Source organism: Agrobacterium sp. 5Ca50, assembly GCF_055381905.1.
Genome location: NZ_AP026438.1, coordinates 3076388 through 3099856, shown reverse-complemented (window position 1 = coordinate 3099856; position 23469 = coordinate 3076388). Strand labels below are relative to the sequence as shown.

At 55.0% G+C, this 23469-nt stretch carries 26 protein-coding genes; 11 read left to right on the top strand and 15 right to left on the bottom strand.

Features of this window, described 5'->3' with window-relative positions:
- Positions 1 to 33: 33 nt before the first annotated feature.
- From ACZ5FM_RS15025 to xerD, 4 genes are all read right to left on the bottom strand, one after another.
- Positions 34 to 267, bottom strand: coding sequence for a sulfurtransferase TusA family protein (locus tag ACZ5FM_RS15025; protein ID WP_192491553.1), 234 nt, complete (start codon positions 265 to 267; stop codon positions 34 to 36).
- Positions 264 to 1532 carry a L,D-transpeptidase family protein gene (locus ACZ5FM_RS15020; protein WP_250985518.1) on the bottom strand — a complete coding sequence of 423 codons (1269 nt, stop codon included), beginning with the start codon at positions 1530 to 1532 and terminating at the stop codon, positions 264 to 266. The genes ACZ5FM_RS15025 and ACZ5FM_RS15020 overlap by 4 nt, the downstream gene beginning before the upstream one ends.
- Before the next feature lie 190 nt (positions 1533 to 1722).
- Positions 1723 to 2676 carry an acetyl-CoA carboxylase carboxyltransferase subunit alpha gene (locus ACZ5FM_RS15015; protein WP_464039120.1) on the bottom strand — a complete coding sequence of 318 codons (954 nt, stop codon included), beginning with the start codon at positions 2674 to 2676 and terminating at the stop codon, positions 1723 to 1725.
- A gap of 63 nt (positions 2677 to 2739) precedes the next feature.
- Positions 2740 to 3684 carry a site-specific tyrosine recombinase XerD gene (gene xerD / locus ACZ5FM_RS15010; RefSeq protein ID WP_192491550.1) on the bottom strand — a complete coding sequence of 315 codons (945 nt, stop codon included), beginning with the start codon at positions 3682 to 3684 and terminating at the stop codon, positions 2740 to 2742.
- A 365-nt stretch (positions 3685 to 4049) separates the two neighbouring features.
- Between xerD and ACZ5FM_RS15005 the strand changes: the two genes are divergently transcribed.
- Positions 4050 to 4655: a shikimate kinase gene (locus ACZ5FM_RS15005; RefSeq protein ID WP_464039119.1), complete on the top strand. Its 606-nt coding sequence runs from the start codon at positions 4050 to 4052 to the stop codon at positions 4653 to 4655.
- Positions 4652 to 5785 carry a 3-dehydroquinate synthase gene (gene aroB, locus ACZ5FM_RS15000; RefSeq protein ID WP_275643757.1) on the top strand — a complete coding sequence of 378 codons (1134 nt, stop codon included), beginning with the start codon at positions 4652 to 4654 and terminating at the stop codon, positions 5783 to 5785. The genes ACZ5FM_RS15005 and aroB overlap by 4 nt, the downstream gene beginning before the upstream one ends.
- A gap of 69 nt (positions 5786 to 5854) precedes the next feature.
- On the opposite strand, the gene ACZ5FM_RS14995 is transcribed toward aroB, so the two are convergent.
- A complete protein-coding gene (locus tag ACZ5FM_RS14995; protein WP_192491573.1) occupies positions 5855 to 6136 on the bottom strand; it encodes a BolA family protein in 282 nt (93 codons plus the stop codon).
- 99 nt (positions 6137 to 6235) lie between these two features.
- On the opposite strand from ACZ5FM_RS14995, the gene ACZ5FM_RS14990 reads away from it, so the two are divergent.
- From ACZ5FM_RS14990 to ACZ5FM_RS14975, 4 genes are all read left to right on the top strand, one after another.
- Complete coding sequence (locus ACZ5FM_RS14990; protein WP_192491546.1) at positions 6236 to 6865, top strand: J domain-containing protein; 630 nt, start codon at positions 6236 to 6238, stop codon at positions 6863 to 6865.
- A 78-nt stretch (positions 6866 to 6943) separates the two neighbouring features.
- The gene (gene cobS, locus ACZ5FM_RS14985; protein WP_192491545.1) at positions 6944 to 7933 is read left to right on the top strand and encodes a cobaltochelatase subunit CobS; all 990 of its coding nucleotides are present in this window, start codon (positions 6944 to 6946) and stop codon (positions 7931 to 7933) included.
- A gap of 151 nt (positions 7934 to 8084) precedes the next feature.
- On the top strand, positions 8085 to 9986 hold the full coding sequence (cobT, locus tag ACZ5FM_RS14980) for a cobaltochelatase subunit CobT (protein WP_259149494.1): 1902 nt from the start codon (positions 8085 to 8087) through the stop codon (positions 9984 to 9986).
- On the top strand, positions 9976 to 11028 hold the full coding sequence (locus ACZ5FM_RS14975) for an esterase-like activity of phytase family protein (protein ID WP_464039118.1): 1053 nt from the start codon (positions 9976 to 9978) through the stop codon (positions 11026 to 11028). Before cobT ends, ACZ5FM_RS14975 begins: the two co-directional genes overlap by 11 nt.
- A 32-nt stretch (positions 11029 to 11060) precedes the next feature.
- Here the strand turns inward: ACZ5FM_RS14975 and ACZ5FM_RS14970 are convergent, their stop codons facing one another.
- Together ACZ5FM_RS14970 and rpmB are read right to left on the bottom strand one after the other, a co-directional pair.
- Entirely contained in the window at positions 11061 to 11696 is a 636-nt protein-coding gene (locus ACZ5FM_RS14970; RefSeq protein ID WP_250985523.1) for a VUT family protein, read from the bottom strand.
- A gap of 109 nt (positions 11697 to 11805) precedes the next feature.
- Positions 11806 to 12096, bottom strand: a complete 291-nt coding sequence (gene rpmB, locus ACZ5FM_RS14965; protein WP_192491542.1) for a 50S ribosomal protein L28 — start codon at positions 12094 to 12096, stop codon at positions 11806 to 11808.
- A gap of 241 nt (positions 12097 to 12337) precedes the next feature.
- On the opposite strand from rpmB, the gene ACZ5FM_RS14960 reads away from it, so the two are divergent.
- Positions 12338 to 13111, top strand: a complete 774-nt coding sequence (locus tag ACZ5FM_RS14960) for a DUF3108 domain-containing protein (protein WP_259149493.1) — start codon at positions 12338 to 12340, stop codon at positions 13109 to 13111.
- Positions 13112 to 13130: 19 nt separating this feature from the next.
- Here ACZ5FM_RS14960 and ACZ5FM_RS14955 read toward each other — a convergent pair whose 3' ends face one another.
- Positions 13131 to 13556 carry a cupin domain-containing protein gene (locus ACZ5FM_RS14955; protein WP_250985525.1) on the bottom strand — a complete coding sequence of 142 codons (426 nt, stop codon included), beginning with the start codon at positions 13554 to 13556 and terminating at the stop codon, positions 13131 to 13133.
- Positions 13556 to 14326, bottom strand: coding sequence for a hydroxyacylglutathione hydrolase (gloB, locus tag ACZ5FM_RS14950; RefSeq protein ID WP_464039116.1), 771 nt, complete (start codon positions 14324 to 14326; stop codon positions 13556 to 13558). Before gloB ends, ACZ5FM_RS14955 begins: the two co-directional genes overlap by 1 nt.
- A 90-nt stretch (positions 14327 to 14416) precedes the next feature.
- On the opposite strand from gloB, the gene ACZ5FM_RS14945 reads away from it, so the two are divergent.
- From ACZ5FM_RS14945 to ACZ5FM_RS14935, 3 genes are all read left to right on the top strand, one after another.
- A complete protein-coding gene (locus ACZ5FM_RS14945; RefSeq protein ID WP_250985527.1) occupies positions 14417 to 15178 on the top strand; it encodes a class I SAM-dependent methyltransferase in 762 nt (253 codons plus the stop codon).
- 284 nt (positions 15179 to 15462) lie between these two features.
- Positions 15463 to 16572: a histidinol-phosphate transaminase gene (gene hisC / locus ACZ5FM_RS14940; RefSeq protein ID WP_464039115.1), complete on the top strand. Its 1110-nt coding sequence runs from the start codon at positions 15463 to 15465 to the stop codon at positions 16570 to 16572.
- Positions 16569 to 17495: a prephenate/arogenate dehydrogenase family protein gene (locus ACZ5FM_RS14935; protein WP_250985529.1), complete on the top strand. Its 927-nt coding sequence runs from the start codon at positions 16569 to 16571 to the stop codon at positions 17493 to 17495. The genes hisC and ACZ5FM_RS14935 overlap by 4 nt, the downstream gene beginning before the upstream one ends.
- A gap of 22 nt (positions 17496 to 17517) precedes the next feature.
- Here the strand turns inward: ACZ5FM_RS14935 and ACZ5FM_RS14930 are convergent, their stop codons facing one another.
- Complete coding sequence (locus tag ACZ5FM_RS14930; RefSeq protein WP_192491535.1) at positions 17518 to 18519, bottom strand: DUF2125 domain-containing protein; 1002 nt, start codon at positions 18517 to 18519, stop codon at positions 17518 to 17520.
- A 50-nt stretch (positions 18520 to 18569) separates the two neighbouring features.
- On the opposite strand from ACZ5FM_RS14930, the gene ACZ5FM_RS14925 reads away from it, so the two are divergent.
- The gene (locus ACZ5FM_RS14925) at positions 18570 to 19097 is read left to right on the top strand and encodes a gamma-glutamylcyclotransferase (RefSeq protein WP_464039114.1); all 528 of its coding nucleotides are present in this window, start codon (positions 18570 to 18572) and stop codon (positions 19095 to 19097) included.
- Between the two features lie 35 nt (positions 19098 to 19132).
- On the opposite strand, the gene ACZ5FM_RS14920 is transcribed toward ACZ5FM_RS14925, so the two are convergent.
- The 5 genes from ACZ5FM_RS14920 to ftsE all read right to left on the bottom strand — a co-directional run bounded on the left by ACZ5FM_RS14920 (position 19133) and on the right by ftsE (position 23330).
- Entirely contained in the window at positions 19133 to 19759 is a 627-nt protein-coding gene (locus ACZ5FM_RS14920) for a hypothetical protein (protein WP_464039113.1), read from the bottom strand.
- Positions 19760 to 19976: 217 nt separating this feature from the next.
- A complete protein-coding gene (locus ACZ5FM_RS14915; protein WP_250985533.1) occupies positions 19977 to 20774 on the bottom strand; it encodes a lysophospholipid acyltransferase family protein in 798 nt (265 codons plus the stop codon).
- A 116-nt stretch (positions 20775 to 20890) separates the two neighbouring features.
- Positions 20891 to 21604: a YdcF family protein gene (locus tag ACZ5FM_RS14910; RefSeq protein ID WP_464039112.1), complete on the bottom strand. Its 714-nt coding sequence runs from the start codon at positions 21602 to 21604 to the stop codon at positions 20891 to 20893.
- A gap of 63 nt (positions 21605 to 21667) precedes the next feature.
- On the bottom strand, positions 21668 to 22678 hold the full coding sequence (locus tag ACZ5FM_RS14905) for a cell division protein FtsX (protein WP_464039111.1): 1011 nt from the start codon (positions 22676 to 22678) through the stop codon (positions 21668 to 21670).
- Entirely contained in the window at positions 22671 to 23330 is a 660-nt protein-coding gene (gene ftsE / locus ACZ5FM_RS14900) for a cell division ATP-binding protein FtsE (RefSeq protein ID WP_192491529.1), read from the bottom strand. Before ftsE ends, ACZ5FM_RS14905 begins: the two co-directional genes overlap by 8 nt.
- Positions 23331 to 23469 lie beyond the last annotated feature (139 nt).

Genomic DNA, 23469 nt, shown 5'->3' with positions numbered 1-23469 from the left:
CTTATCTTTAAGGCGTTGCCGAGGTTGAGGCGCTCAACCCTTGCGAATGTGAAAGCGGTGGCTGTTTTCCAGCGCAGTGCTTTCCAGCAATGCGTGTCCGTCTTCATTGCAAAGATGGGGAATATCGATCACAGCGAGAGGATCGGTGGTCTCGATGATAAATTCGAATCCGGATTGTTTTTTGGCAAGTAGCTTTCTGGCTCGCAGAACCGGCAGTGGGCAACGCAGCCCACGCAGGTCAAGCATTTCCGGACCGCTGGAGGTCATTCCGTTGCCCAAAGCTTCCAGAATGGTTTTTTCTTTTCTGGCTCCGGTGCCTGCTGTGGCGCGAAGGCGAGCGGGTTCATCGACGGAACAGGGACCGAAGCTGTTGTCATGCCAGCAGCTGGCTGCGTCGTGTTCGAAGCGATAGCCGTCTGACCAGTGCTGACTGGAGACTGTTGCGGTGTTGCTGGACGTGGTGTCGAGGCTGTTGCCGAAGGCGTCTGTGGTGTCAAAACCGGTGTGACATGGTTCTTTTTGTCCATGAGGGCAGCGAATTCCGCCTCCTTCATGAGCTTGCCAGCCTTCAGTGAAGACCCGGTTGGGGCGTAAGCGGCTTCGCGGCCCTTGCGCTTGTCGGCAACAACTGCCTTGCGCTCAGCCTCGCTTGGGTCATACCACGCCATGCCGTCGTATTTTTTGACTGCCTTTTCATAGGCAAGATCATAAGTCTTGCCGTACCCTGCCAGTGCGCTCGCCAATGCTGGCGGTGTGCTCATGGCAGGGCATTGTGCCGAAGCGTTAAACGATCCACCTTCGGTCTGCTGGTTGAAGACATATTTCTTCTCGCAGACATTTACTTCCGGTGGGCGCTTGGTCACTTCAAAATTGTCGTATCCGACCTTCAGCATTTTCCAGAAATCAAGATTTTCGCTGTGGCGGTGGCGTACCATGTTTTCAGCTGTCATGCGGAAGGGGAATGCCTGCAGCTGAATGGTCTTTTGGCCGCCAGTAAATGCATCACGTGCAAAAGCGTAGATTTCCAGGACTTGCGCGTCGGTCATCGAATAACAACCGGATGAGGAGCAGGCACCATGGATCATCAGGTTGGTACCTGAACGCCCGTTGGCCTGGTCATAGCGGTTCGGAAATCCGGTGTTGATGGCCAGATAATAGCTGGAATTCGGGTTCATGTGGCCGGGTGTCAGGTTATAGAAACCTTCCGGGGCTTGCCGGTCGCCTTCCTTGACCTTTGGTCCAAGTTTACCTGACCATGCACAGATCTGATATTCGGCAATCTTATCGAAACGGTTGTCACGTTTCGCTTTCCAGATTTCAAGCGCGCCTTCTTCCTTGAAAATGCGGATCATGATGGGCGCATTGCGCTCCATGTCCTTTTTCTGCATTTCAGCAAGTCTTGCCGGGGAAAGCGGGTGGCCGACCTTATTTTTGATGTGAGAGACGTCCGCTTCGACGGTGTCGAGCGTATCGTTGCAACTTGTCAATGCGAAGGCTGTGCACGCCAGAAGAGCAAGATGTATCAAACGCATGAAGATCGATCCGAAAAAACAAGCCGCCGTTGGCGTTGTTCCGTCAACAGCATGTCATTTAAAATACAGCGTTAACCGTTTACATGTTCTTAACTGATCGGCAATCCACCCCGGTTGCCTCCGTCGCACACATGTCTGTGATCAGAATATGGCCTAGTTTAGGCCATATTCGCTGGTAATGCGGACATAATCAGAGATTTCTGCCGATATCGAGGAATTTCTGGCGGCGTTCCGCACGGATTTGGTTGGCAGAATGGGACGACAGGTCAGAAAGTGCCTTGTTGATCACGTCACCGGTCGCGGTGATGACCTTGGAAGGATCACGATGTGCACCGCCAATCGGCTCTGGAATGATACCGTCGATAACGCCCAGCGACTTCAGATCTTCCGAGGTGATCTTCATGTTGGTGGCGGCTTCCTTTGCACGGGTGGAATCGCGCCAGAGAATGGATGCTGCACCTTCAGGTGAAATCACCGAATAGATTGCGTGCTCAAGCATGTAGACACGGTTGCCCGTTGCAATGGCAATGGCGCCGCCCGAACCACCTTCGCCGATAACAACGGAGACGATTGGGACCTTGACGTTGAGGCACATTTCGGTCGAGCGAGCGATGGCTTCGGCCTGTCCGCGCTCTTCGGCGCCAACGCCGGGATAGGCGCCTGCGGTATCGATCAGCGTAATGACCGGAAGCGAGAAGCGATCAGCCAGTTCCAGCACGCGGATAGCCTTGCGGTAACCCTCTGGGCGCGGGCTGCCGAAATTGTGCTTGAGGCGCGACTTGGTATCGTTGCCTTTTTCCTGACCGATAATGGCAACCGGCTGGCCATTAAAGCGACCGAGGCCTGCCTGAATGGCGGCATCTTCCGAAAACTTGCGGTCGCCCGCCAATGGTGTGAAGTCGGTAAACAGCGCAGTTGCATAGTCCACGAAATGCGGACGCTGCGGGTGGCGTGCTACCTGCGTCTTCTGCCAGGGGTTCAGTTTGGAATAGATGTCCTGCATCGCATCCTGAACACGGGTTTCCAGACGGGTGATCTCCTCCGAGGTGTCTATGCTCTCGTCCTCGGTGGCGAGCTTTTTCAGCTCTATGATTTTGCCTTCAAGGTCGGAGATTGGTTTTTCGAAGTCGAGGTAGTTGTGCATGAGATCCGTTTCCGATCGTTTTGCCCAAGGTTTATCCGGTCCTTACCGGCGGTTCCGCAGGCTCTAATCGTGTTTTTTGCCCTGTTTGGCAAGGGGGTGGTGTGTTTGTACCAGTTCTTGCAGGCGTTCTTCCAGTACATGTGTATAGATTTGTGTCGTTGCAATGTCGGAATGACCCAACAATTCCTGTACCGCACGCAGATCGGCGCCATTTTGCAAAAGGTGGCTGGCAAAGGCGTGTCGCATGACGTGTGGCGATATCGCAGAAGGGTTTATACCGGCACGAATGGCAATATCTTTCAGGTCACGGGCGAATACCTGACGCGGCAAGTGGCCCGATTTACCATAAGAAGGAAAAAGCCAGGGATTTTCGTTTTTCGGGTCGCTATTGGCCTTTAGGGCGCTGCCATAGGCTGACATCGCGTCCATTGCCGTGCGCGAAAGCAGGACCAGCCGCTCTTTGTTGCCCTTGCCGCGGATCGACAAGAACCGCTCTTTTTGTGCCAATGCCGTGAGCGGCAGAGATACAAGTTCGCTGACGCGCATGCCGGTGGCATAAAGCAGTTCCAGAAGAACACGCATGCGCAACCGCGAAAGCTGCCCCGGTCCTTCTTGCTCTGCCTCAGCTGAGGCCTGCTGTAAAAGGCGGTTCACATCGGCCACACTCATGATTTTGGGCAGCGGCGTTGTTTTCTTTGGTGCGTCGAGGATGCTGGTCGGGTCATCGTCGCGCAGACCCTCGGCATACAGAAATTTGTAGAACTGGCGCATGCTGGACAGGTGGCGTGCTTGTGACGAGGCGGCAAAGCCAAGTGTGGCCAGATGAGAAAGATAGGCTGAAAGGTCGCTCTGCTGCGCCTGCATCAGCGAAGTGCCGTTATCGATCAGAAACTGCCAGAGGTCGGAAAGATCACGTTCATAGGATTGAAGCGTATTGTCAGCCGCGCCCCGTTCCGCGCTCATCATTTCCAGGAAACTTTCCAGACGGGCACTGTCCATCTTGCTCATTGGCGGTCTCTTGGTCTCACTGGACCGGCGGGTTAAGGCGCTCGGAAGGAATTCGCACGGTTATATCGCGTTCTCGGGGTTCAACCAGCATCACAAGTGAAACCATGGATCCGTAAACAATTCCGACAATGGCGGCGCAGATAAACAAAAAGCGGAACAGGGTTGGCATTGGCCCTCCATCTATCATTGCTGTGCCAGATTGGGTTTGTCTTGTCCCATATGCAAAAGATGAAAGCAAAGGGCAACCAGACGCGTTCAATCTTTGACCGTTAATGTCTGAGGCTTTTAGCCTGAGCCATAAGGAATATCTCTTGACGCTGGCTAAACATTTGCAGATACCGGAATCGAACCGGACCTGCACATTAATGAGCGAATCTTTCACATTTCCCGTTCCCACGCTTGCTGAGGAAGCACGGGCGAAGCTCGGAAGACGCAATATCGTCTTTGTCGGTCTTATGGGCGCTGGTAAATCTGCGATCGGCCGTCTGGTCGCGCAGCAACTTGGCGTTACTTTTGTCGATACGGATGCGGAGATCGAGCGCGTATCGCGCATGACGATCACTGACCTGTTTGCAAAATACGGCGAAAACGAATTCCGTGCACTTGAGGCTCGTGTCATCAGAAGGCTTTTGCGCGGTGGCCCTAAGGTGGTTTCGACAGGCGGCGGCGCATTTATCAACGACGTTACTCGCAATCATATCAAGAATGCCGGTCTTTCTCTGTGGCTGAGGGCTGATCTGGATGTATTGTGGGAGCGCGTCAACAAGCGCGATCATCGGCCGTTGTTGAAAACCGAGAACCCAAAAGCCACGCTCGAAAACCTGATGATAAAAAGATACCCGATCTATGCCGAGGCTGATCTAGTGATCGAATCCCGCGATGTGGGCAAAGATATCATCGTGACTGAGGTTCTGGCCGCAGTTGCCGGACGCGACCTCGCTACCTCCAAGAATGGAAATGCCAAATCATGACGACCTCGACAGGATCATCGCAGGAGCGGCGCGTGCATGTGCCGTTGGTAGGGCGCGCTTACGACATTCTGATCGGGCCAGGTCTGATGACCAAGGCTGGCGGAGAAATTTCTTCGCGTCTCAAAGGGCGCCGTGCGGCGATCATCACGGATGAACATGTCGCACCTCTCTATCTTGATATGGTGATGGACAGCCTGCAGACCGATGGCATTGAGGCCGTTTCCCTGACCCTGCCAGCTGGTGAGAAGACCAAGAGCTTCGAACATTACATGGCAGTCTGCGACCTCATTCTTGAGGCACGCATTGAACGTAATGACGCAGTCATTGCCTTGGGCGGTGGTGTAATCGGTGATCTGACTGGCTTTGCCGCCGGCACAGTGCGGCGTGGAGTGCGGTTTGTACAGATACCGACCACGCTGCTGTCACAGGTGGATTCGTCGGTCGGTGGCAAAACCGGCATCAACACCCGTCACGGCAAGAACCTTGTTGGTGTGTTTCATCAGCCCGATCTGGTTCTGGCGGATTCCTCGGTGCTCGATACGTTGAGCAAGCGCGAATTCCGCGCCGGTTACGCGGAAGTGGTCAAATACGGCCTTATCGACAAACCGGATTTCTTCGAGTGGCTTGAGAAAAATTGGCAGGAGGTTTTTGCCGGTGGTCCGGCGCGCATTGAAGCCATTGCCACCAGCTGCCAGGCAAAATCCGATGTGGTTGTCGAAGATGAATTCGAGAACGGACGTCGCGCATTGCTCAATCTCGGCCATACTTTCGGACATGCGCTGGAAGCGGCAACTGAATATGACAGCAAACGTCTGGTGCACGGCGAAGGTGTTGCCATCGGCATGGTTCTTGCGCACCAGTTCTCGTCGCGGCTCAATCTGGCGAGCCCGGATGACGCAAAGCGGGTCGAGGCGCATCTGAAAGCGGTTGGTCTGCCTGTTTCGATGAATGAAATTCCCGGCACCCTGCCACCGGTTGAAATGCTGATGGCGGCGATTGCACAGGACAAGAAGGTCAAAAGCGGCAAGCTTACCTTCATCCTGACCCATGGTATTGGCCAGTCCTTCGTTGCGGATAATGTTGCCGCCTCCGAAGTCGAATCCTTCCTGAAAGAAAAACATCCGGCTTGATGTTTTTGAGATTGGCATCGTGTCTTACGATGCCAATCCTGCTGCTGCTCAGATTGACGGCCACATATATTAAAAGCGGGTGGGTTCTCCCGGTGCCGCAGCTTCGATGGCGAGAGCATGCAAACCTTCGTCCAGTTCAGGCTGCAACAGGGCATTAATTGCCCGGTGGCGGTCGATGCGAGACTTGCCGGAAAAGCTTTCTGACACTATCTGGATACGCATATGGGTTTCCCCATCCCCGGTCATTCCTGGCTGGTGGCCTGCGTGTTTACCGCTCTCGTTGATGACGGCAAGGCGTTGCGGTGCGAAAGCGTCGTTCAGTTTTTTTTCTATGCGGGCGGTCAGTGACATCGTCTCATTCCATTCTAAAAGGGGCTCTTTAAAAGCCAGCAACATTCCTGTTTGTCAATTCTTGTTGTGTACCTTTGCGTACCCCATAATCAGGCTATCATGAAACTGGATTCGAAATACTTTGATCGCATCCGCACGCGCCGGAAAAAGGACAGTCAGCAGGAGGTTCAAGCTCCTACCTGTCAATGGGATGGCTGCGAGCGCCCTGGTGCCCATCGTGCACCCGTCGGCCGCAACGCCGAGGGGCAATTCTTCATGTTCTGTTTCGAGCATGTGAAGGAGTATAACAAGGGTTATAACTACTTCTCTGGCCTGTCTGATAGCGATATTGCGCGTTACCAGAAAGAGGCGATCACCGGTCACCGTCCGACCTGGACGGTTGGGGTCAACAAGACCGCCCGCGATAGCCCTTTGCATTCCACGCTGAAATCAGGCGCTGCCGGCGCAAATGCACGTATTCGCGACCCGTTTGGTTTTACCGGCTCCGGTGGCGCGCGTAGCGGCGGACAACGGTTCCAGCAGAACCGCAAGTTGAAAACACTGGAAGCCCAGGCTTTTGATACGCTTGGCTTGGCAGCCAGTGCAACCCAGGACGAAATCAAGCGCCGCTACAAGGAACTTGTCAAAAAGCATCATCCTGATGCTAATGGTGGCGATCGCGGTTCGGAAGAGCGTTTTCGGACTGTTATTCAAGCGTATCAATTGTTAAAGCAGTCTGGTTTCTGTTAGGGTCTGCGAACCTTAAACTCGCTTGATAATTGCCTGATGATATGTGGTTGGGTGCTTGCTACCCGCCTTGGAGACGTGATGAGCAAAATTGATCTTGATATTTCCAACCTGCCGGACACAACCGTTTCTGTTCGGGATGTTTTTGGTATTGATACCGATCTGGTCGTGCCTGCCTATAGCCAGGGCGATGCCTATGTACCGGATCTGGACCCGGATTACCTTTTTGACCGCGAGACGACGCTGGCAATTCTTGCGGGTTTTGCTCACAACCGACGTGTCATGGTGTCCGGTTTCCACGGCACGGGTAAGTCCACCCATATCGAGCAGGTTGCTGCGCGCCTGAACTGGCCATGCGTTCGTATCAACCTCGACAGCCATGTCAGCCGTATCGACCTCGTCGGCAAGGACGCCATCGTTCTGAAGGACGGCAAGCAGGTCACCGAATTCAAGGACGGCATTCTGCCGTGGGCTTACCAGCACAATGTTGCGCTTGTGTTCGATGAATACGATGCTGGTCGTCCCGACGTGATGTTCGTTATTCAACGCGTCCTGGAATCTTCCGGTCGCCTGACGCTGCTCGACCAGAGCCGCGTTATCCGTCCTCATCCTGCATTCCGCATTTTCGCAACCGCCAACACGGTTGGCCTTGGTGATACCACCGGTCTTTACCATGGCACGCAGCAGATCAACCAGGCACAGATGGACCGCTGGTCTATCGTCACGACGCTGAACTACCTGCCGCATGACAAGGAAGTTGATATCGTTGTTGCCAAGGTGAAGAAGCTGAACACCAAGGAAGGCCGCGAAACCGCTTCCAAGATGGTGCGTCTGGCCGATCTCACGCGTTCGTCCTTCGTCAATGGCGACCTTTCGACCGTCATGAGCCCTCGTACTGTGATTACCTGGGGAGAAAATGCTGAAATCTTTGGCGATGTCGCCTTTGCTTTCCGCGTGACGTTCCTTAACAAGTGCGACGAACTTGAGCGCACTTTGGTTGCCGAACTTTATCAGCGCGCCTTTGGCGTTGAGCTGAAAGAAAGTGCAGCAAACATCGTTCTCTCCGCGTGAGACCACCCCTCTTTGAGGGGTGATCTAACATTCGGATTATCAAGGGATGAGAATGCATTACGCCCCTTATGGCATGCCACGTAAAACTGTGTGACGGTTTTGCCGTCACGGCGTGCGAGGGGCGGGGCTTCTCAGGTGAATGGGTAATAGCATGGCAATGCGTGGCGATAATTCCAGAGCGAAAAGCGGTACGGTGATCGATACGGAGCCGTTGCGCAATGCCATTGCCGGCAGTGTGCGGTCCGTTGCTGGCAGTGCGCAGGTTGAGGTCGTGTTCGCCAATGAGCGTCCGGGTCTTGCAGGCGAGCGTATGCGTCTTCCGGAAATCTCCAAAAAGCCGACGGCACAGGAAATTGCCATCACGCGTGGTCTTGGCGATTCCATGGCGTTGCGACTGGCCTGTCACGACAATGATATTCACGCAAATCTCGCACCGCAGGGTGCAGATGCGCGCGTCATTTTTGATGCTGTGGAACAGGCGCGTGTCGAATCCATCGGTTCGCTGCGCATGCCGGGTGTTGCCTCCAACATTCGCAGCATGAATACAGAGAAATATTCCAAAGCCAATTTCTCGACGATTGAGAAACAGGATGACGCACCCATTGCCGAGGCTGTGGCCTTGCTGGTGCGCGAACGTCTGACCGGTGAAAAACCGCCGGCAAGTGCGGGCAAGGTTCTGGATCTGTGGCGTCCTTTCATCGAAGAAAAGGCCTCTGTCGATCTCGATAATCTTGGTTCGGCCATTCACGATCAGAAGGCTTTCGCAAAGCTCGTGCGTCATATGCTGACCTCGATGCAGATGGCGGAAGATCTTGGCGACGTTGATAATGAGGCCGATGATCAGGAAGCGCAGAGCGATGAAGATCAGCCACGCAGCAACGAGACAGAAGAAGAGCAGGTAGAAGAAGAAGCCGGTTCTGATGCAGCCCCTGCCGAGGACAGTGAAGCCTCGCAGGAAGAAATGGAAGAAGGCGAGATGGATGGCGCCGAGATGTCGGAGGACGAAATGTCCGACGATCTCGATGAAGACTCCGAAACGCCGGGTGAAACCCGTCGCCCCAATAGCCCGTTTGACGATTTTAACGAGAAGGTCGACTACCGTATCTTCACGCAGGAATTCGATGAAGAAATTCATGCCGAAGAACTGTGCGAAGAGGCTGAACTGGATCGGCTGCGCGCATTCCTCGACAAACAGCTTGCCCATTTGCAGGGTGCTGTCGGACGTCTCGCAAACCGCTTGCAGCGCCGTCTGATGGCGCAGCAGAATCGCTCCTGGGATTTTGATCTCGAAGAAGGTTATCTCGACCCTGCAAGGCTGGTGCGTCTGATCATTGATCCGATGCAACCATTGTCCTTCAAAAAGGAACGCGACACCAAGTTCCGGGACACGGTCGTATCGCTTGTCATCGATAATTCCGGTTCGATGCGGGGTCGTCCGATTACGGTTGCTGCGACTTGCGCCGACATTCTGGCACGGACGCTGGAACGTTCAGGCGTCAAGGTCGAAATCCTCGGTTTCACCACCAAGGCGTGGAAGGGCGGCCAGTCGCGCGAGCAATGGCTTGCCAATGGCAAACCTGCGTCGCCGGGTCGTCTCAACGATCTGCGTCACATCATCTACAAGAGCGCTGATGCGCCATGGCGGCGTTCACGCCGCAATCTCGGTCTGATGATGCGTGAAGGCCTGCTGAAGGAAAACATCGATGGCGAAGCGCTGATGTGGGCGCATAACCGTCTGATCGGCCGTCCTGAGCAGCGCAAGATCATGATGATGATTTCCGATGGTGCGCCGGTCGACGATTCCACACTGTCGGTCAATCCGGGCAATTATCTCGAGCGGCATCTGCGCGCTGTTATCGAGCAGATTGAGACACGGTCGCCGGTCGAGTTGCTGGCTATTGGTATCGGTCACGATGTGACACGTTATTACCGCCGCGCGGTGACGATCGTGGATGCGGATGAACTCGCTGGTGCGATGACGGAACAGCTTGCCTCTCTGTTTGAGGAGCAGGGCACGACAAAGGCTTCCGGACGAGCGCGCCGTGCGGGATAAGCAGCGCACGCAATATACCGACAGCAAGACAAAAAATACGGCATCTCTCACTGGCGTCCTGGCGACGCTGGTCGCCGGTGTCGCATTGTTCATGCCGCTGCCGGTTTTTGCTGCAAACAGTATTGACGCGCCTGTCAGTGCGCGGGTGTTGCAGGGCTTCAAGGTCAGCGGCAAGGAAACCCGTTTCGGAAAGCTCGAATTTGTCGGCGGACTAGTGCTCAGTTCGCGCGAGCCACTGTTCGGCGCCATGTCCAGTATACGTTTCCGTCCCGATGGTCGAAATTTTGTTGCGGTTCTCGATACTGGCCACTGGCTGACGGGGCAAATCCAGCGCGATACTAATGGAAAGCTTGTCAGTGTCACCGGCGTTAAAATAACACCGATGCTGGATGCCGCAGGGCGCGAACCACATCGCAAGATGGAAATGGATGCCGAAGGGCTGGTTCTGAGGGATGGGCAGGTGATCGTCAGCTACGAGCAGCGTCACCGGATTGATGTGTATCCTGATCCAGGCTTTGCCACGTCGCGGCCTGTCAAACGTATTCCGCATCTTATTCCATCGGGGGAATTGCGTGCCAATGGCGGTATGGAAGCACTTGGCCTTTCACCCGCAAATTCTCCCCTGCAAGGGGCGTTGGTCGTGGTGGCTGAAAAGAGTATCGATGAGGATGGCAATCTTCTCGGTGCCATTCTGGAAGGTCCGCTGAAGGGCGCTTTTACCGTTTCGCGCCATCCTTCATTTGATGTGACAGACAGTGCGTTTTTGCCTGATGGTGATCTTCTATTACTGGAACGCCGCTTCAACCTTGCCGAAGGTGTGGGTGTTCGTATTCGCCGCATTCCAGCTGCGACTATCAAGCCGGGCGCAGTTCTCGATGGTCCTGTGATCTTTGAGGCTGGCATGGAAAGCCAAATCGACAATATGGAAGGTATGGATGTGATTGCTGGGCCAGATGGTGCCACGCACATCATTCTGTTGTCTGATGACAACCACTCATTTCTTCAGCGCAATATGATGCTGGAGTTTCGCCTGAATGAATAAAGCCCGCAGAAGCGGGCTTTGTTTTTATGGGGTTATGCAGTCTTTGCAGGTGGCATTGGCTTCAGCGTAGTCATCAGTGCGCCGTAGGGCAGCAACATGACCAAGCCGACTAGGACCTTGACGCTGAGGTCACCCAGTGCCCAGGAGATCCACCGTGGAGCCTCTGCTGCCATGACACCGAAGATTGGAGCATTCTCGATTGCAAAGGCATCGTTGGGGCCAATGAAGGCGAATGCCGGTGCAAAGGATATCGAGAAGAACAGCGCGGTGTCGAGCACGGAGCCAGCAATCGAACCTGCCAGCGGTGCCTGCCACCAGCTCTGGCGGCGCAGACGGTTGAATACCGAGATGTCCAGAAGCTGGCCAATCAGATAGGCAGTGCCAGATGCCACGGCGATGCGTGGGATGGATGTCCAGAATGATAGGCTGACACCAACGACAAAACCGGCAAACACCACACGACGGGCGATAGATGGTCCGAACTGGCGGTTGGTGAGGTCGGTAATCAGGAAAGCGATGGGATAAGTGAATGCACCCCACGTCAGGAGATCGCCAAGGGCGATACCGTACAGCGTGCCGCTAAGCGGGTACTGAACGAGGATGTTCGAAGCCACGACGACGAGCGTCATAAGGACGACATAGATAAATGTGTAACGCAGGTAGGGCATTTTTTTATCCTGGGTGATGCCACCAGTTGGAGGGATAACAATGTTTATTCAATAAAAAAGGCTTGATGAGCGGCGCCCATCAAGCCTTTGCATTTCTTGCTTGGGCAGATCAGGCTGCTTCAGCAGTCTTCTTTGCGATCTGGCGACGCAGCAGACGAGCGCGCATGCTCAGTTCGTTTTCGCTTGCCTTGAGAAGGAAAGCGTCGAGACCGCCACGGTGTTCAACCGTACGCAGCGCTGCAGCGGATACGCGCAGGCTGAAACGCTGGCCAAGAGCATCAGAAATCAGCGTAACGCTGCAGAGGTTTGGCAAAAAGCGGCGCTTGGTCTTGTTGTTGGCGTGGCTGACGTTGTTGCCTGTCTGGACGCCCTTGCCGGTCAATTCGCATACACGGGACATGGGTACACCTATTCTTGTGTTTGCCTTTTGAACCAGCTTCCCGGCAAAAACCGGAAGGCAATCCAATTGGCCATGATTGGAAAGTTGCGGTTCTATAGTCAGGTGGGGCGGCGCAGTCAAGCCGCTCATTGGCTTTGAGGCGGAATTTCCGAGTTTTCCCGCCATTCACTGCTATTTTATTGCCACAAGTGCAGCTATATGATGCAGTCCGAAACGGTTGCGGGGCCAAAGGTAGGCGAGAATGATAGCCATCGGACGGAAATATCTACAGGCCACTGCTTTCTTGCTGGCGTCATTTGGCGTGTCGCAGGCTGCCGATACATATCACAAAAGCGAGTACAGCATTAACCTTGGAATTCTGCCGATTGCCAAGGCTTCGTTCTCGACCAAGATGACCGATGGCAATTATTCGATCACCGGGTCGTTCAACGCCGCCGGCATAGCCAGCGTCATCAAGGACATTTCCGGTCGTACCACGGTATCCGGCATCAAGCGTGGCAACCGTATGCTCGCAAACCAGTACACGCTGGTTTACAAGGATGGCAAACGCACGCGGACATATGAGGTGCGTTATCGCAACGGCAACGTGACAGCGACGGTTGTGCGACCTGAACCGAAGACCAAACCCAAAAATTGGGTTGAGGTGCGTGACAGAGACCTGCGCTCTGTTCTCGATCCGATTTCCGGTCTGATCATTCCGGCCGGTGGCCGTGTATGCCCCAGCCGTCTGCCGATCTATGACGGTGAATCACGCATGGATCTGGTGTTGAGTTCGAAGGGCACACGGCCGTTTTCGACGACCGGTTTTAGTGGTGATGCTATCGTTTGCACCCTTCGTTATGTGCCGAAATCAGGCTTTCGTGAGGGACGCGCCGATATCGAGTACCTGAAATCCATTTCCATGGAAGTCTGGTTTGCCAAGGCCGAGAACATGGATCTCTACGCTCCGGTCTACGCACGCATTCCAACCAAGGTTGGCCCCGTTTACATAACGGCGACCAAATATGGCGGCTGATGGTTTGACCTGACGGCGCTCAGGCGCTTTCAGGCTGCCAGTCCGGTGCAGCCATTTCAAAGCTTGAAAACTCGAAGCCCGGCGACACCGTGCAGCCAACGAGGGTAAACTCTCCCGTTGTTTCTGCCGATTGCCACCAGCCCGCCGGAACAAGCCCCTGCGGCCGCTCGCCCGCCAGAACGTCTGGGCCGAGATTGATGGTGGTGCTATCCGTGCCATTTTCCGAAACATGCAATTTCAGCGGTGCGCCGGCATAATGGTGCCAGACCTCCACCGCATCGGTCACCCGGTGCCAGTGAGAGCGTTCACCGGCTTCCAGCAGATAATAAATGGCCGTTGAGTGGCCGCGCTGGCTGCCCTGCGTGTCGCGAAAGGTCTGGCGATACCAGCCACCTTCCGGATGGCGTTGCAATTCAAGCTCCCTGATGATGGCCTGCGCTGTCATCAAAAATTATCCTTCCGCGTGCGGATTTCTGCAAATACGTCCTCATCACTGGCATCGATCATGCCCAGGTGTTGGCGTATCGCCGCATCGCCAACACGCATGTAGGGATTGGTCTGTTTTTCAAGGCCGATCGTTGTGGGAATCGTAAATTTTCCGGCGTCTCGCAGGGCGGATACTTCGGCGGCACGCGTTTTCAGTGCCGGGTTTTCAAGGTCGACGGTCACGGCGAAACGGGCATTGGAAACGGTATATTCGTGACCGAAATAAACTTTGGTTTCATCCGGCAGGGCCATCAGTTTCTGGAAGGAGTGCCACATATCGGCTGCTGGGCGCTCAAAAAGGCGGCCACACCCCATCGCAAACAAAGTATCGGCGGCAAAGAGCAAGCCGTCGTCGGGGATGTAATAACAAACATGGCCCGCGGTGTGGCCGGGTGTTTCGATCACCTTGATGGTGCGTCCGGCAAATTCGAACTCGTCGCCATCCATCACTGTTTTGTCCAGGCCGGGAATCGCAACTGCTTCGCCGTGAGGCCCAAGAATGGTGCAGCCAAACTTTTCTTTCAGCGCCAGATTGGCATCGACATGGTCGTGGTGGTGATGTGTGGTGAAAATATGCGTGAGCGTCCAGCCACGGCGCTTTGCCGCCTCGATGATCGGCTGCTCCTCCGGCGCATCGATGGAAGCCGTCTCACCTGATACCGGGTCGTGCAACAACACTCCGAAATTATCACTGCGGCACAGGAAGGTTTCTATTTCCAAAGGTTTCATGGCAGGCTTCCTCCTTGGCTTACGGTTGTGCGTTCTCTCATGTAAGTGCATTGTCCTTGAAGTCCAACCGGCTGCTGCTACATTCTGACTATGAACACCGATATTGTCGATCTGCGCGAATTTTATCATTCCACACTGGGAAGGCTGGCTGAGCAATCCATCGTGATGGCGCTTTCCACCATGTGGCCGCCGCTGCCGGAGGAACGCCTGCTGGGGCTGGGTTACGCTGTGCCCTATCTCGATCGTTTTCGTGCCGATACCGAGCGGACCTTTGCTTTCATGCCTGCCGGGCAGGGCGCGGTGAATTGGCCAGCCGGAGAGCTGTCTTCCACTGCTTTGGTGTTTGACGAAGAATTGCCGCTACCGGACGCGTCGATTGATCGTGTGTTGTTGGTGCATTCGCTGGAGTTTGCCGAAAATCCGCGTGAAACGCTGACCGAGCTTTGGCGTGTGCTGGCCCCCGGTGGACGGCTGGTGATCGTTGTTCCCAATCGTCGTGGCGTCTGGGCGCGTATGGAGCACACACCGTTCGGCTCGGGCAGACCCTATTCACGCGGGCAGCTGACGACTTTGCTGCGCGAGGCAAACTTCACGCCGGGTGTGTCGACGGAAGCGCTGCTGTTTCCGCCGTCGAAGCTCAAATTCATTCTCAAGCTGCGGCGCTATTTTGAAACTATTGGCCGCAAGCTGTGGCCGGTGTTTTCCGGCGTGATTATCGTGGAAGCGCAGAAGCGCCTTTATCAGGGCCTGCCGGTTTCACAGCGCGCCTCCCGCCGCGTATTCGTGCCGGTGCTGGCGCCGCAGGGAATACCGACCACCCGCACGCGGTCGAGCGAGACAAAACGGCGCTGAGCTCGGTGAAAATCTCCAGGTTTGTGTCGCGAAAATGAGTGGATATCGGCGCGACGTTCGGTCGTGCTGCTGAGGCTTGCGTCATTTCCTTCCAGGCAACGGCCCAAACACGACCAGTCAACACGGCCTAACCCTCGACAAATCCTGCGTTCCGGTCTAGGAGCAATCGGCATTCAACAGGTTATGGCGTTCCTAACTGCGATGGGAGCAATCGCAGATTGGGTGCTGTAATTTCCGGTATTCACCATGCCGTTTGAGCAGGCGTTTTTCTAAAGGTCGTTTCCATGCATGAAGAGCTGAGCCAACCCGTTCCACGTCCGGGCATTCTGGACATTGCCGCTTATGTTCCGGGTAAGGAACATGCGCCGGGTGTCGCCAAGGTGTACAAGCTTTCGTCAAACGAAACGCCGCTTGGCCCAAGCCCCAAAGCGATTGAAGCTTTTGGCACGGCCGCCAGCCATCTTGAAATCTATCCGGACGGTCAGGCCACCGTTCTGCGGCAGTCGATTGCTGACATTCATGGTTTGAACTTTGCCAACATTCTGTGTGGCAATGGTTCCGATGAGCTGCTGGGTCTGCTGTGCCATGTGTATCTCGGCGCTGGAGATGAAGCGATCATCACCGAGCACGGTTTCCTCGTGTATCGCATTCAGATCATGGGTGCTGGCGCAACGCCGGTGACCGTGAAAGAGCGTGACTGCACGGTTGATGTCGATGCAATATTGGCAGCTGTTACACCAAAGACAAAAATGGTGTTCATCGCCAATCCCGGCAATCCGACCGGCACCTATGTTCCCGTTGCGGAAATTCGTCGGCTGCAGGCGAGCCTGCCAAGACATGTGTTGCTGGTTCTTGATGCGGCCTATGCCGAGTATGTTCGCCGCAATGATTATGAGGCCGGGCTTGAACTGGTGTCGTCCAACCGCAACGTGGTGATGACCCGCACCTTCTCCAAGGTTTACGGTCTTGCTGCACTTCGTGTTGGCTGGATGTATGCACCGGTTGACGTTGTTGATGCCGTAAATCGCGTGCGCGGTCCGTTCAATATGAGCGCACCTGCGCTCGCTGCCGGTGCCGCTGCCATTCGTGACCAGGCTTTTGTTGAAAAGGCCGTCGCCCACAACAAGATCTGGCTGGAGCGTCTGGCGCAGGAGTTTACCGACCTTGGCCTGACTGTCACTCCATCCGTCACCAACTTCGTTCTGGTACATTTCCCTGACGTTGACGGCAAACGGGCAACGGATGCCGATGAATTTCTGACCAGCCGCGGCTTCATCCTGCGCGCTGTGCGCGGCTATGGCTTCCCCAATGCGCTGCGCATGACCGTGGGATCGGAAGAGGCCAATCTTGGCGTAATATCCGCCCTGAGAGAATTTATGGGACGCAGCGCATGAGCGATGTTCATTTCGAGAGAATTGCCCTAATCGGTATCGGTCTTATCGGTTCGTCCATCGCACGCGATATCAAGGAACTGTCCATCGCCAACGATGTTGTGGTGTCGACCCGCAGTGCCGAGACGCTGAAGCGTGCGGAAGAACTGCAACTCGGCACGCATTATACAATTTCGGCGGCCGAGGCCGTCAAGAATGCCGATCTGGTGATCGTGTCGGTGCCTGTTGGTGCTTCCGAACGCGTGGCGATCGAGATTGCGTCGCATCTGAAACCCGGTGCGATTGTTACCGACGTGGGCTCGACCAAGGCATCAGTTATCGCGCAGATGCAGCCGCATATGCCACAGGGGGTTCATTTCATTCCTGGCCACCCGCTGGCCGGTACCGAAAAGTCCGGCCCAGATGCTGGTTTCGCGGGACTGTTCCGCAGCCGCTGGTGCATCTTCACGCCGCTTGAAGGCACCGATCCGCAGGCGCTGGAAAAGTTGAAGACCTTCTGGAAGACACTCGGCTCTATGGTCGATGAAATGACGCCCGAGCACCATGATAAAGTGCTGGCTATCGTTTCGCATCTTCCGCACATCATCGCCTACAATATTGTTGGTACGGCCGACGATCTGGAGACAGTGACGGAATCGGAAGTCATCAAATATTCCGCATCGGGTTTCCGTGACTTTACGCGTCTTGCCGCGTCCGACCCAACCATGTGGCGGGATATCTGCCTGCACAACAAGGATGCCATCCTTGAAATGCTGTCAAGGTTTTCTGAAGATCTGGCCTATTTGCAGCGCGCCATTCGCTGGGGTGAGGGCGACAAGCTGTTTGAGCTGTTTACCCGCACACGTGCCATCCGCCGTTCTATCGTTCAGGCGGGGCAGGATGTGGATACGCCGGATTTCGGCCGGCATATCCTCGACAAGAAGTAAGTGGAAAAATGATGCCGCTGGTTCAGATCGGCGGTATATTTCCCAGAGGAATAAAGCCACTTACGGTCGCGCGACCGCGATCCACTACGAGATCGACCGATACACGCTGGCTGCCGCCTGCAAGCGCACGCAGTAGCTTAGTGGCGCTGTCTATGGTCGGTGCCAGCTGCGGAAACACTTCCTTGGCGCTGTTGCCCCATTCACCGAGCTGCTGCACTTCCAGCTTGAACTTGCCCGAGAGATAACCGCTTTCATCGAAAGAAAACGGGCCAGTCAGCGTCATGGTGCGGCCTTCGCCGATATCTGCAACGGCCTGACGGAGTTCGCCGGTTGCGCCATAAAGCCCCGCTTCGTCGCTGCCATCAATCATACCGGCCTTGCCGACAAGCGTGACGTCCAGATTGGTGGAAAGGCGCGGCAGCACTTGCGGCCAGCCTTCAATCACGGTTGCCGAATCGGTCATGGAAATGGCGGCATCAAGATCGGCATTGTTTTGTCGCAGGTGAATTTCCGTGTGCCCAGCATTAAAGTTGATTGTCTGGCCGCTGACGGAAGAGACCGCTGTGGCCTTCAACCCGTCGATAACGGTTGAGGTACGATCAACACCCTTCAACTTGGCAATCAGGCTGGATTGCAGGTTTTCCCATGCGGCATTGATCGACAGGCCGTGGGCCGTGCGGATTTCCGCCGGGGAGTCTAGTTCCATGACGATGTGATTGGGGGCGTAGACCTGCGCTGCCGACCGCAGCGAGCCGAACGAAGCAGAAATGCCGTTGGTGCTGTCATCGACATTCACCTTGGAGCAGAACAGACCGATGCGGAATGGATAACCGCGGAAATCCATGTCCACGCATTCGCCGGTGATTTCCTTGCCACCGGCCGGGCTGATGGTTTTCAAGACCGTTTCACGCAAGGCCGATGCGGCATAGAACCAGCCGCCGGTATAAACAGCGATTGCCAGCACAATGCCCGAACCGAGCAAGAGAAATTTTTTGTTGCTTGTCGATTGGCTTGATGCTGCCATGATGTTCTCCAAGGCTGGCGACGAAACATAATAATGATCTGGCGTGCGATATGGACGATTTTTGGGTATTTGGCTACGGCTCCTTAATGTGGAACCCGGGTTTTGCGTTTGAGGAACGTCAGACGGCCCGTTTGCATGGTTACCGACGCTCTCTGTGCATATGGTCGAGCGTTTACCGTGGTACGCTGGAAAAGCCTGGTCTTGTTCTGGGGTTGGACCGCGGTGGCTCCTGCCGTGGCGTGGCTTTCCGTGTCAAGGGAAGCAATCACGGCGAGGTTATCGGCTACCTGCGCGAGCGCGAACTTGTCACCAATGTTTATAAAGAACGTATTGTCCCGGTTAGCTTGGCGGCCGGGCGTAAGGTCAGTGCCGTGACCTATGTGGCCGACCCGCTGCACGAACAATATGCCGGTGGCTTGAGCGCCGAAGATGCCGCCCGGATCGTGAGATCAAGTGTTGGTCGGTCTGGCCCCAACACTGATTACGTGGTCAACACAATCCAGCATCTGGCGGATATCGGTATTCGTGATCCATGGCTGGAAAATGTTGCATCCGGCCTGGAGCGGAGCGGCGGTTAAACCGCTATGTCCTCCCATTTGTCACCGTACTGGGATTAGTTGGGGCTGTAGTGCCGAAGCGCCAGCCTCACCCGCGCCTGCGCGGAGAGCAGGAAAACATAAGCCGCCGTTTCTGACATCTCCTCCAGAACCAGCATGTGACCCCAATCACCGAAATTCAGGCCCATATGCCCCTCGGCGCCGGCTGAAATGATCATTGCGAGAATAACTAGCACAATATCAGCGTAGGGAAGCTGCCGCGTAGTGACCAAGTACTTCAGAATATGCGGGCCTTTGGCCTTGATAAAAAGCACGGCAACCAGAAGGCTCACTGCCACCAGCATTGGTACGATGTAAGATCTATACCAAAGCTGAGAGGATGAGAAATATGGTCCGTGTTCACTGACGGACAGGGCCGGCATGAAGACGCCACCCCAACTCAATTCGCGCAGCGCCATAACGATCCAAAGAGGAATGACGGCCAACCAGAACCATCGCAGCGTTGATTGTTGATCTGCGGCGAAAACCATTGCCACGACTGCGCCACCCAGCAATATCAAAACCTGCGCATTCTCAATCGGGCCATTTTCATAGCCAGTCCATGCGGGTAATATTCCAGCGCATGCGAAGCTTAAGGCCAGCAAGGCCGCTCCGCCCCACCTCATCTGTTTCATTGCAATCATATAGACGTCGTCTCTCCCGGGGTCGTTTGGGCGATTCGTCGCCCAAACGGTAATCCACTCTTATGGATGCAGCAGCGCAGGGCGACAACTACAATGAGAACGGCCATAAGCGGCAAAACCGTGACTAGTACACAATTTTGTAACAAACGTCCCCGTCATGAAAGTGCTAGAGGCAAGACGGGTCGCTCACGTGCCGTGACAGGTTTGGAAGCGACCTTCAGCCGTTTTGATTTTTCATGGCCTTGATTTCTTCCAGACGCTTGATGGCGGTTGGCGGCAAGGGAAGGTTCGGATTATTGGTTGCCGTTTCGACCAGCAACTCGTCGCTTGCCTGTTCGGTGACCTGTATCAGCTTTTTGAAAAACGCATCCGGATCTAGACCCGGTTCAATCGGCGGCAGAATGCGCACTTTAAAGTGGCCGGGATAACGCATGGTCGAACGGCGTGGCCAGAACAGGCCCGGATGCATGGCAACGGGAACGACCGGAACATTGAGATCACGGTAAAGGCGGGCGATGCCGTAACGGTACTGCGGTTCCGCACCCGGTGGGCGGCGAGTACCTTCAGGGTAAATGATGAGCTCACGGCCTTTCGCCATTTCCTGCTTGGCACGTTCCATCACCTTCAACATAACCTTGCCGCGTGCGGCACGGTTGACCGGGATCATGCGCTGTTTCATCGCGTACCAGCCGAACAGCGGTATCCAGAGCAGTTCACGCTTGAGGATGTAAACCGGATCATTGAGGTTTGGCAGCAATGCATAGGTGTCCCAGAAGGACTGGTGCTTGGGCGCAAAAATGCAGCCAGTGGTCGGGATGTTTTCCAGACCTTCGATCTCGAAGGTTGTTCCGACAATGTTTTTCATCAGCCAATGGCTGGAACGGGCCCAGTTCTTGGGAATCTCATAGGCAATCTTGCGCGGCAGGATGAAATAGATCGGCGTCAGCACGACCATCCTGAGGATGAGATTGGCATAAAACAGGGTGTTGAACAGTGCGGAACGCAGCTTGAGCATAAAGGGCAACTCTCCGGGCACATCCGCTGTTTCGAGGGGAGATATTTCGAAACCACAATATCGGGTGCAATTACCGCACGCCTACACGAAAAGGCGCAGTTACGGCAAGTGCCGTTTTATTTTGCGTCCTGAGAGGCTGTGCCGCGAAGGCCATTGCTTTTGCCCATGCCAACCATATCACGGGCGGCTGCACCAACATATTTTGCATATTCATAGAGCAGGGTGCGCAACACATCCGGGTCGGCGAACCAGTTCTTTCGGGTTAGGTCCGAACTGACAACCGGGTAGGCGACAAATTCGGTGTTTGGGCTTGCGCGGCGCAGTTCATAGAGGCTGCGGTGCATGTGGTAATTGTTCGTCACCACCAGAACGCTCGAATAGTCGTGATCGGTAATCCAGCGCGCCGCTTCATTGGCGTTACCAATGGTGTCGATAGCGTCATAACCAACATCAACGCAGCAGGAAAACAGATCGCTCGAGCTTTGCGTCATCTTGCGGATCTGGGCGCGGCTGGTCGAAGGATTGGCGCCGGAAATCAACAGCCGTGTACCAGCACCGGAGCGTAGAAGTTCGACGGCCTGATCGATCCGCTGATAGCCACCGGTCAATACGATAATCGCATCTGCCTTGATATCTTCTGGCGGTCGCATGGTCGCAACCGCATCGGCAAAGCGCAGGAAACCGGCAAAAACAACGGCTGTAATGATGAGGATAATGAGGATCAGATAACGCGCCGTGCGGCGCAATGGTCCACGCCGCGAAAGCAAATCCTTTCCAGATCTGCTTTCCCGTGAGATATTTGTCTCATCGTTGCGTTGCGACCGACTCATCAGCATGTCTAATCAATAATGGCAGATTGAGGCAAGGAACAGGCATTTCCAAGCCAATCAATTTCAGCCCGGAGGAATTCCATCAGTGCGGGAAGCGTCAGAACGCATCTGGTCAATATCGTCAATCGTGCGAATGACGGTCATCCTTGCCGTCAGGGTGGTGAGCAGCGCGATGAAGATCATCGTGCCGAAGATGCCGAGGTAACCGGTCCAGCCAACCGAAAACGTGCCGAACAGTGCTGTAGCCTGATCGCTTTGCGGAGTGGCTATGGAGCGTGATTGCCAAACGCCCGCCAGCAGGAACACAGCTGAGGCGAGCAATCCGCCAGCGGCTGAACCTTTGAAGCTGATCTTGAGAAAGTGTTTCTGGAATTCATGCGCAACGAATTTGCTTTCCGCACCGACGAAATGCAAAACTTCCACGATGTGTCTGTTGCCGGCAAGTGCGCCGCGTGTTGCAAAGACCACGGTCAGCACCATAGCAATGAAAACCAGACCCAGCACGCTGATGCCGATCATCACGGTTGTTCGCGCCATAGACACCAGACGGTCTACCCATGTGCGGTGGTCATCGAGAAAGGCTTGCGGCACTTCGGTTTTCAGCAAGTCACGCATGGCCTGAAAGTCAGGTGGATTGTTTTCGTCGATGGTAACGACGATGAGGCGTGGCACAGGCAGTTCGTTGAGATCAAGGCCCGAACCGAGCCATGGTTCGAGCAGGCGGGCTGTGGCCGCGTCATCGAGAATGGTGCCTTCGCGGGTGCCGACAAAGGTGAGAGCAAGGTTGCGCGCCTTGCTCAGCGCGGCGGCCATGTCCAGACCGTCCTCCGGCTTTATCTGGATGGTAATCTCACGGGAAATCTGGCTTTGCCAAGATGATGCCGTTGCGCGGATCATGCTGACAGCACCCAGCGTCAGACAGGCAAGAAATGCCATGATGGCGATAACGACGATCAGTGCATTGCCCTGAATATTGGACGGGGGCAGGATCGGGCCCATCGGACGGATGCGCATGGCAGGCCGCTGCTTGCGGTTCTGTTGCGGTGAAAGCTGTTGGCGGTTGATCTCATTCATAGATGTCGAGCCGCCCTTCGGTAAGGATCATGCGGCGTGCGTCGATCTGATCCATCAATGCAAAATCATGCGTTGCGATAACAACGGCGGTTCCCAGCCGGTTCAATTCGAGAAAAAGGTTGAGAAGCCGTTTGGCCATGGGAGGGTCGACGTTGCCGGTCGGTTCATCGGCCAGCAGAATTTCCGGCTGATCCATCAGGGCACGGGCAATTGCTGCGCGTTGTTTTTCACCGCCGGATAGAATGGGTGGCAACACGTTGATGCGTTCGCCAAGTCCCACCCATTTGAGAAGCTCAATCACATCGGAACGATAGGAGCTTTCGTCCTTGCCGCGCACTCGCAGCGGCAGCGCGACATTTTCATAGGTCGTCAAATGTTCAAGCAGGCGAAAATCCTGAAACACGATACCAACACGCCGGCGCAAAAGTGGAAGTTCTGCGCGGGGAATGCGGGAAATGTCACGATCAAACATGCGGATCATGCCGCGGGTTGGCTGCAGTGACATAAACAAAAGCCGTAGAAGAGTAGTTTTACCAGCACCGGAAGGGCCGGTCAGAAACTGGAATGATCCTTTGGGAATATCGAAGGTCATGTCCCTGAGGATTTCGGGGCCCATACCATAGCGTAACCCGACATTTTCGAAATGGATCAACGGACTTCCAGTCTTTCTCTTTCACAACGGCAATTTTGCATGGAACGTTTCAGGTCGCTGCATGGTTTCATGCCCGTGGTGCGGTGTCTGCGATGACCCGATGTTTGCGAAGCATTAACCATTTAAATTTACGTTTGGT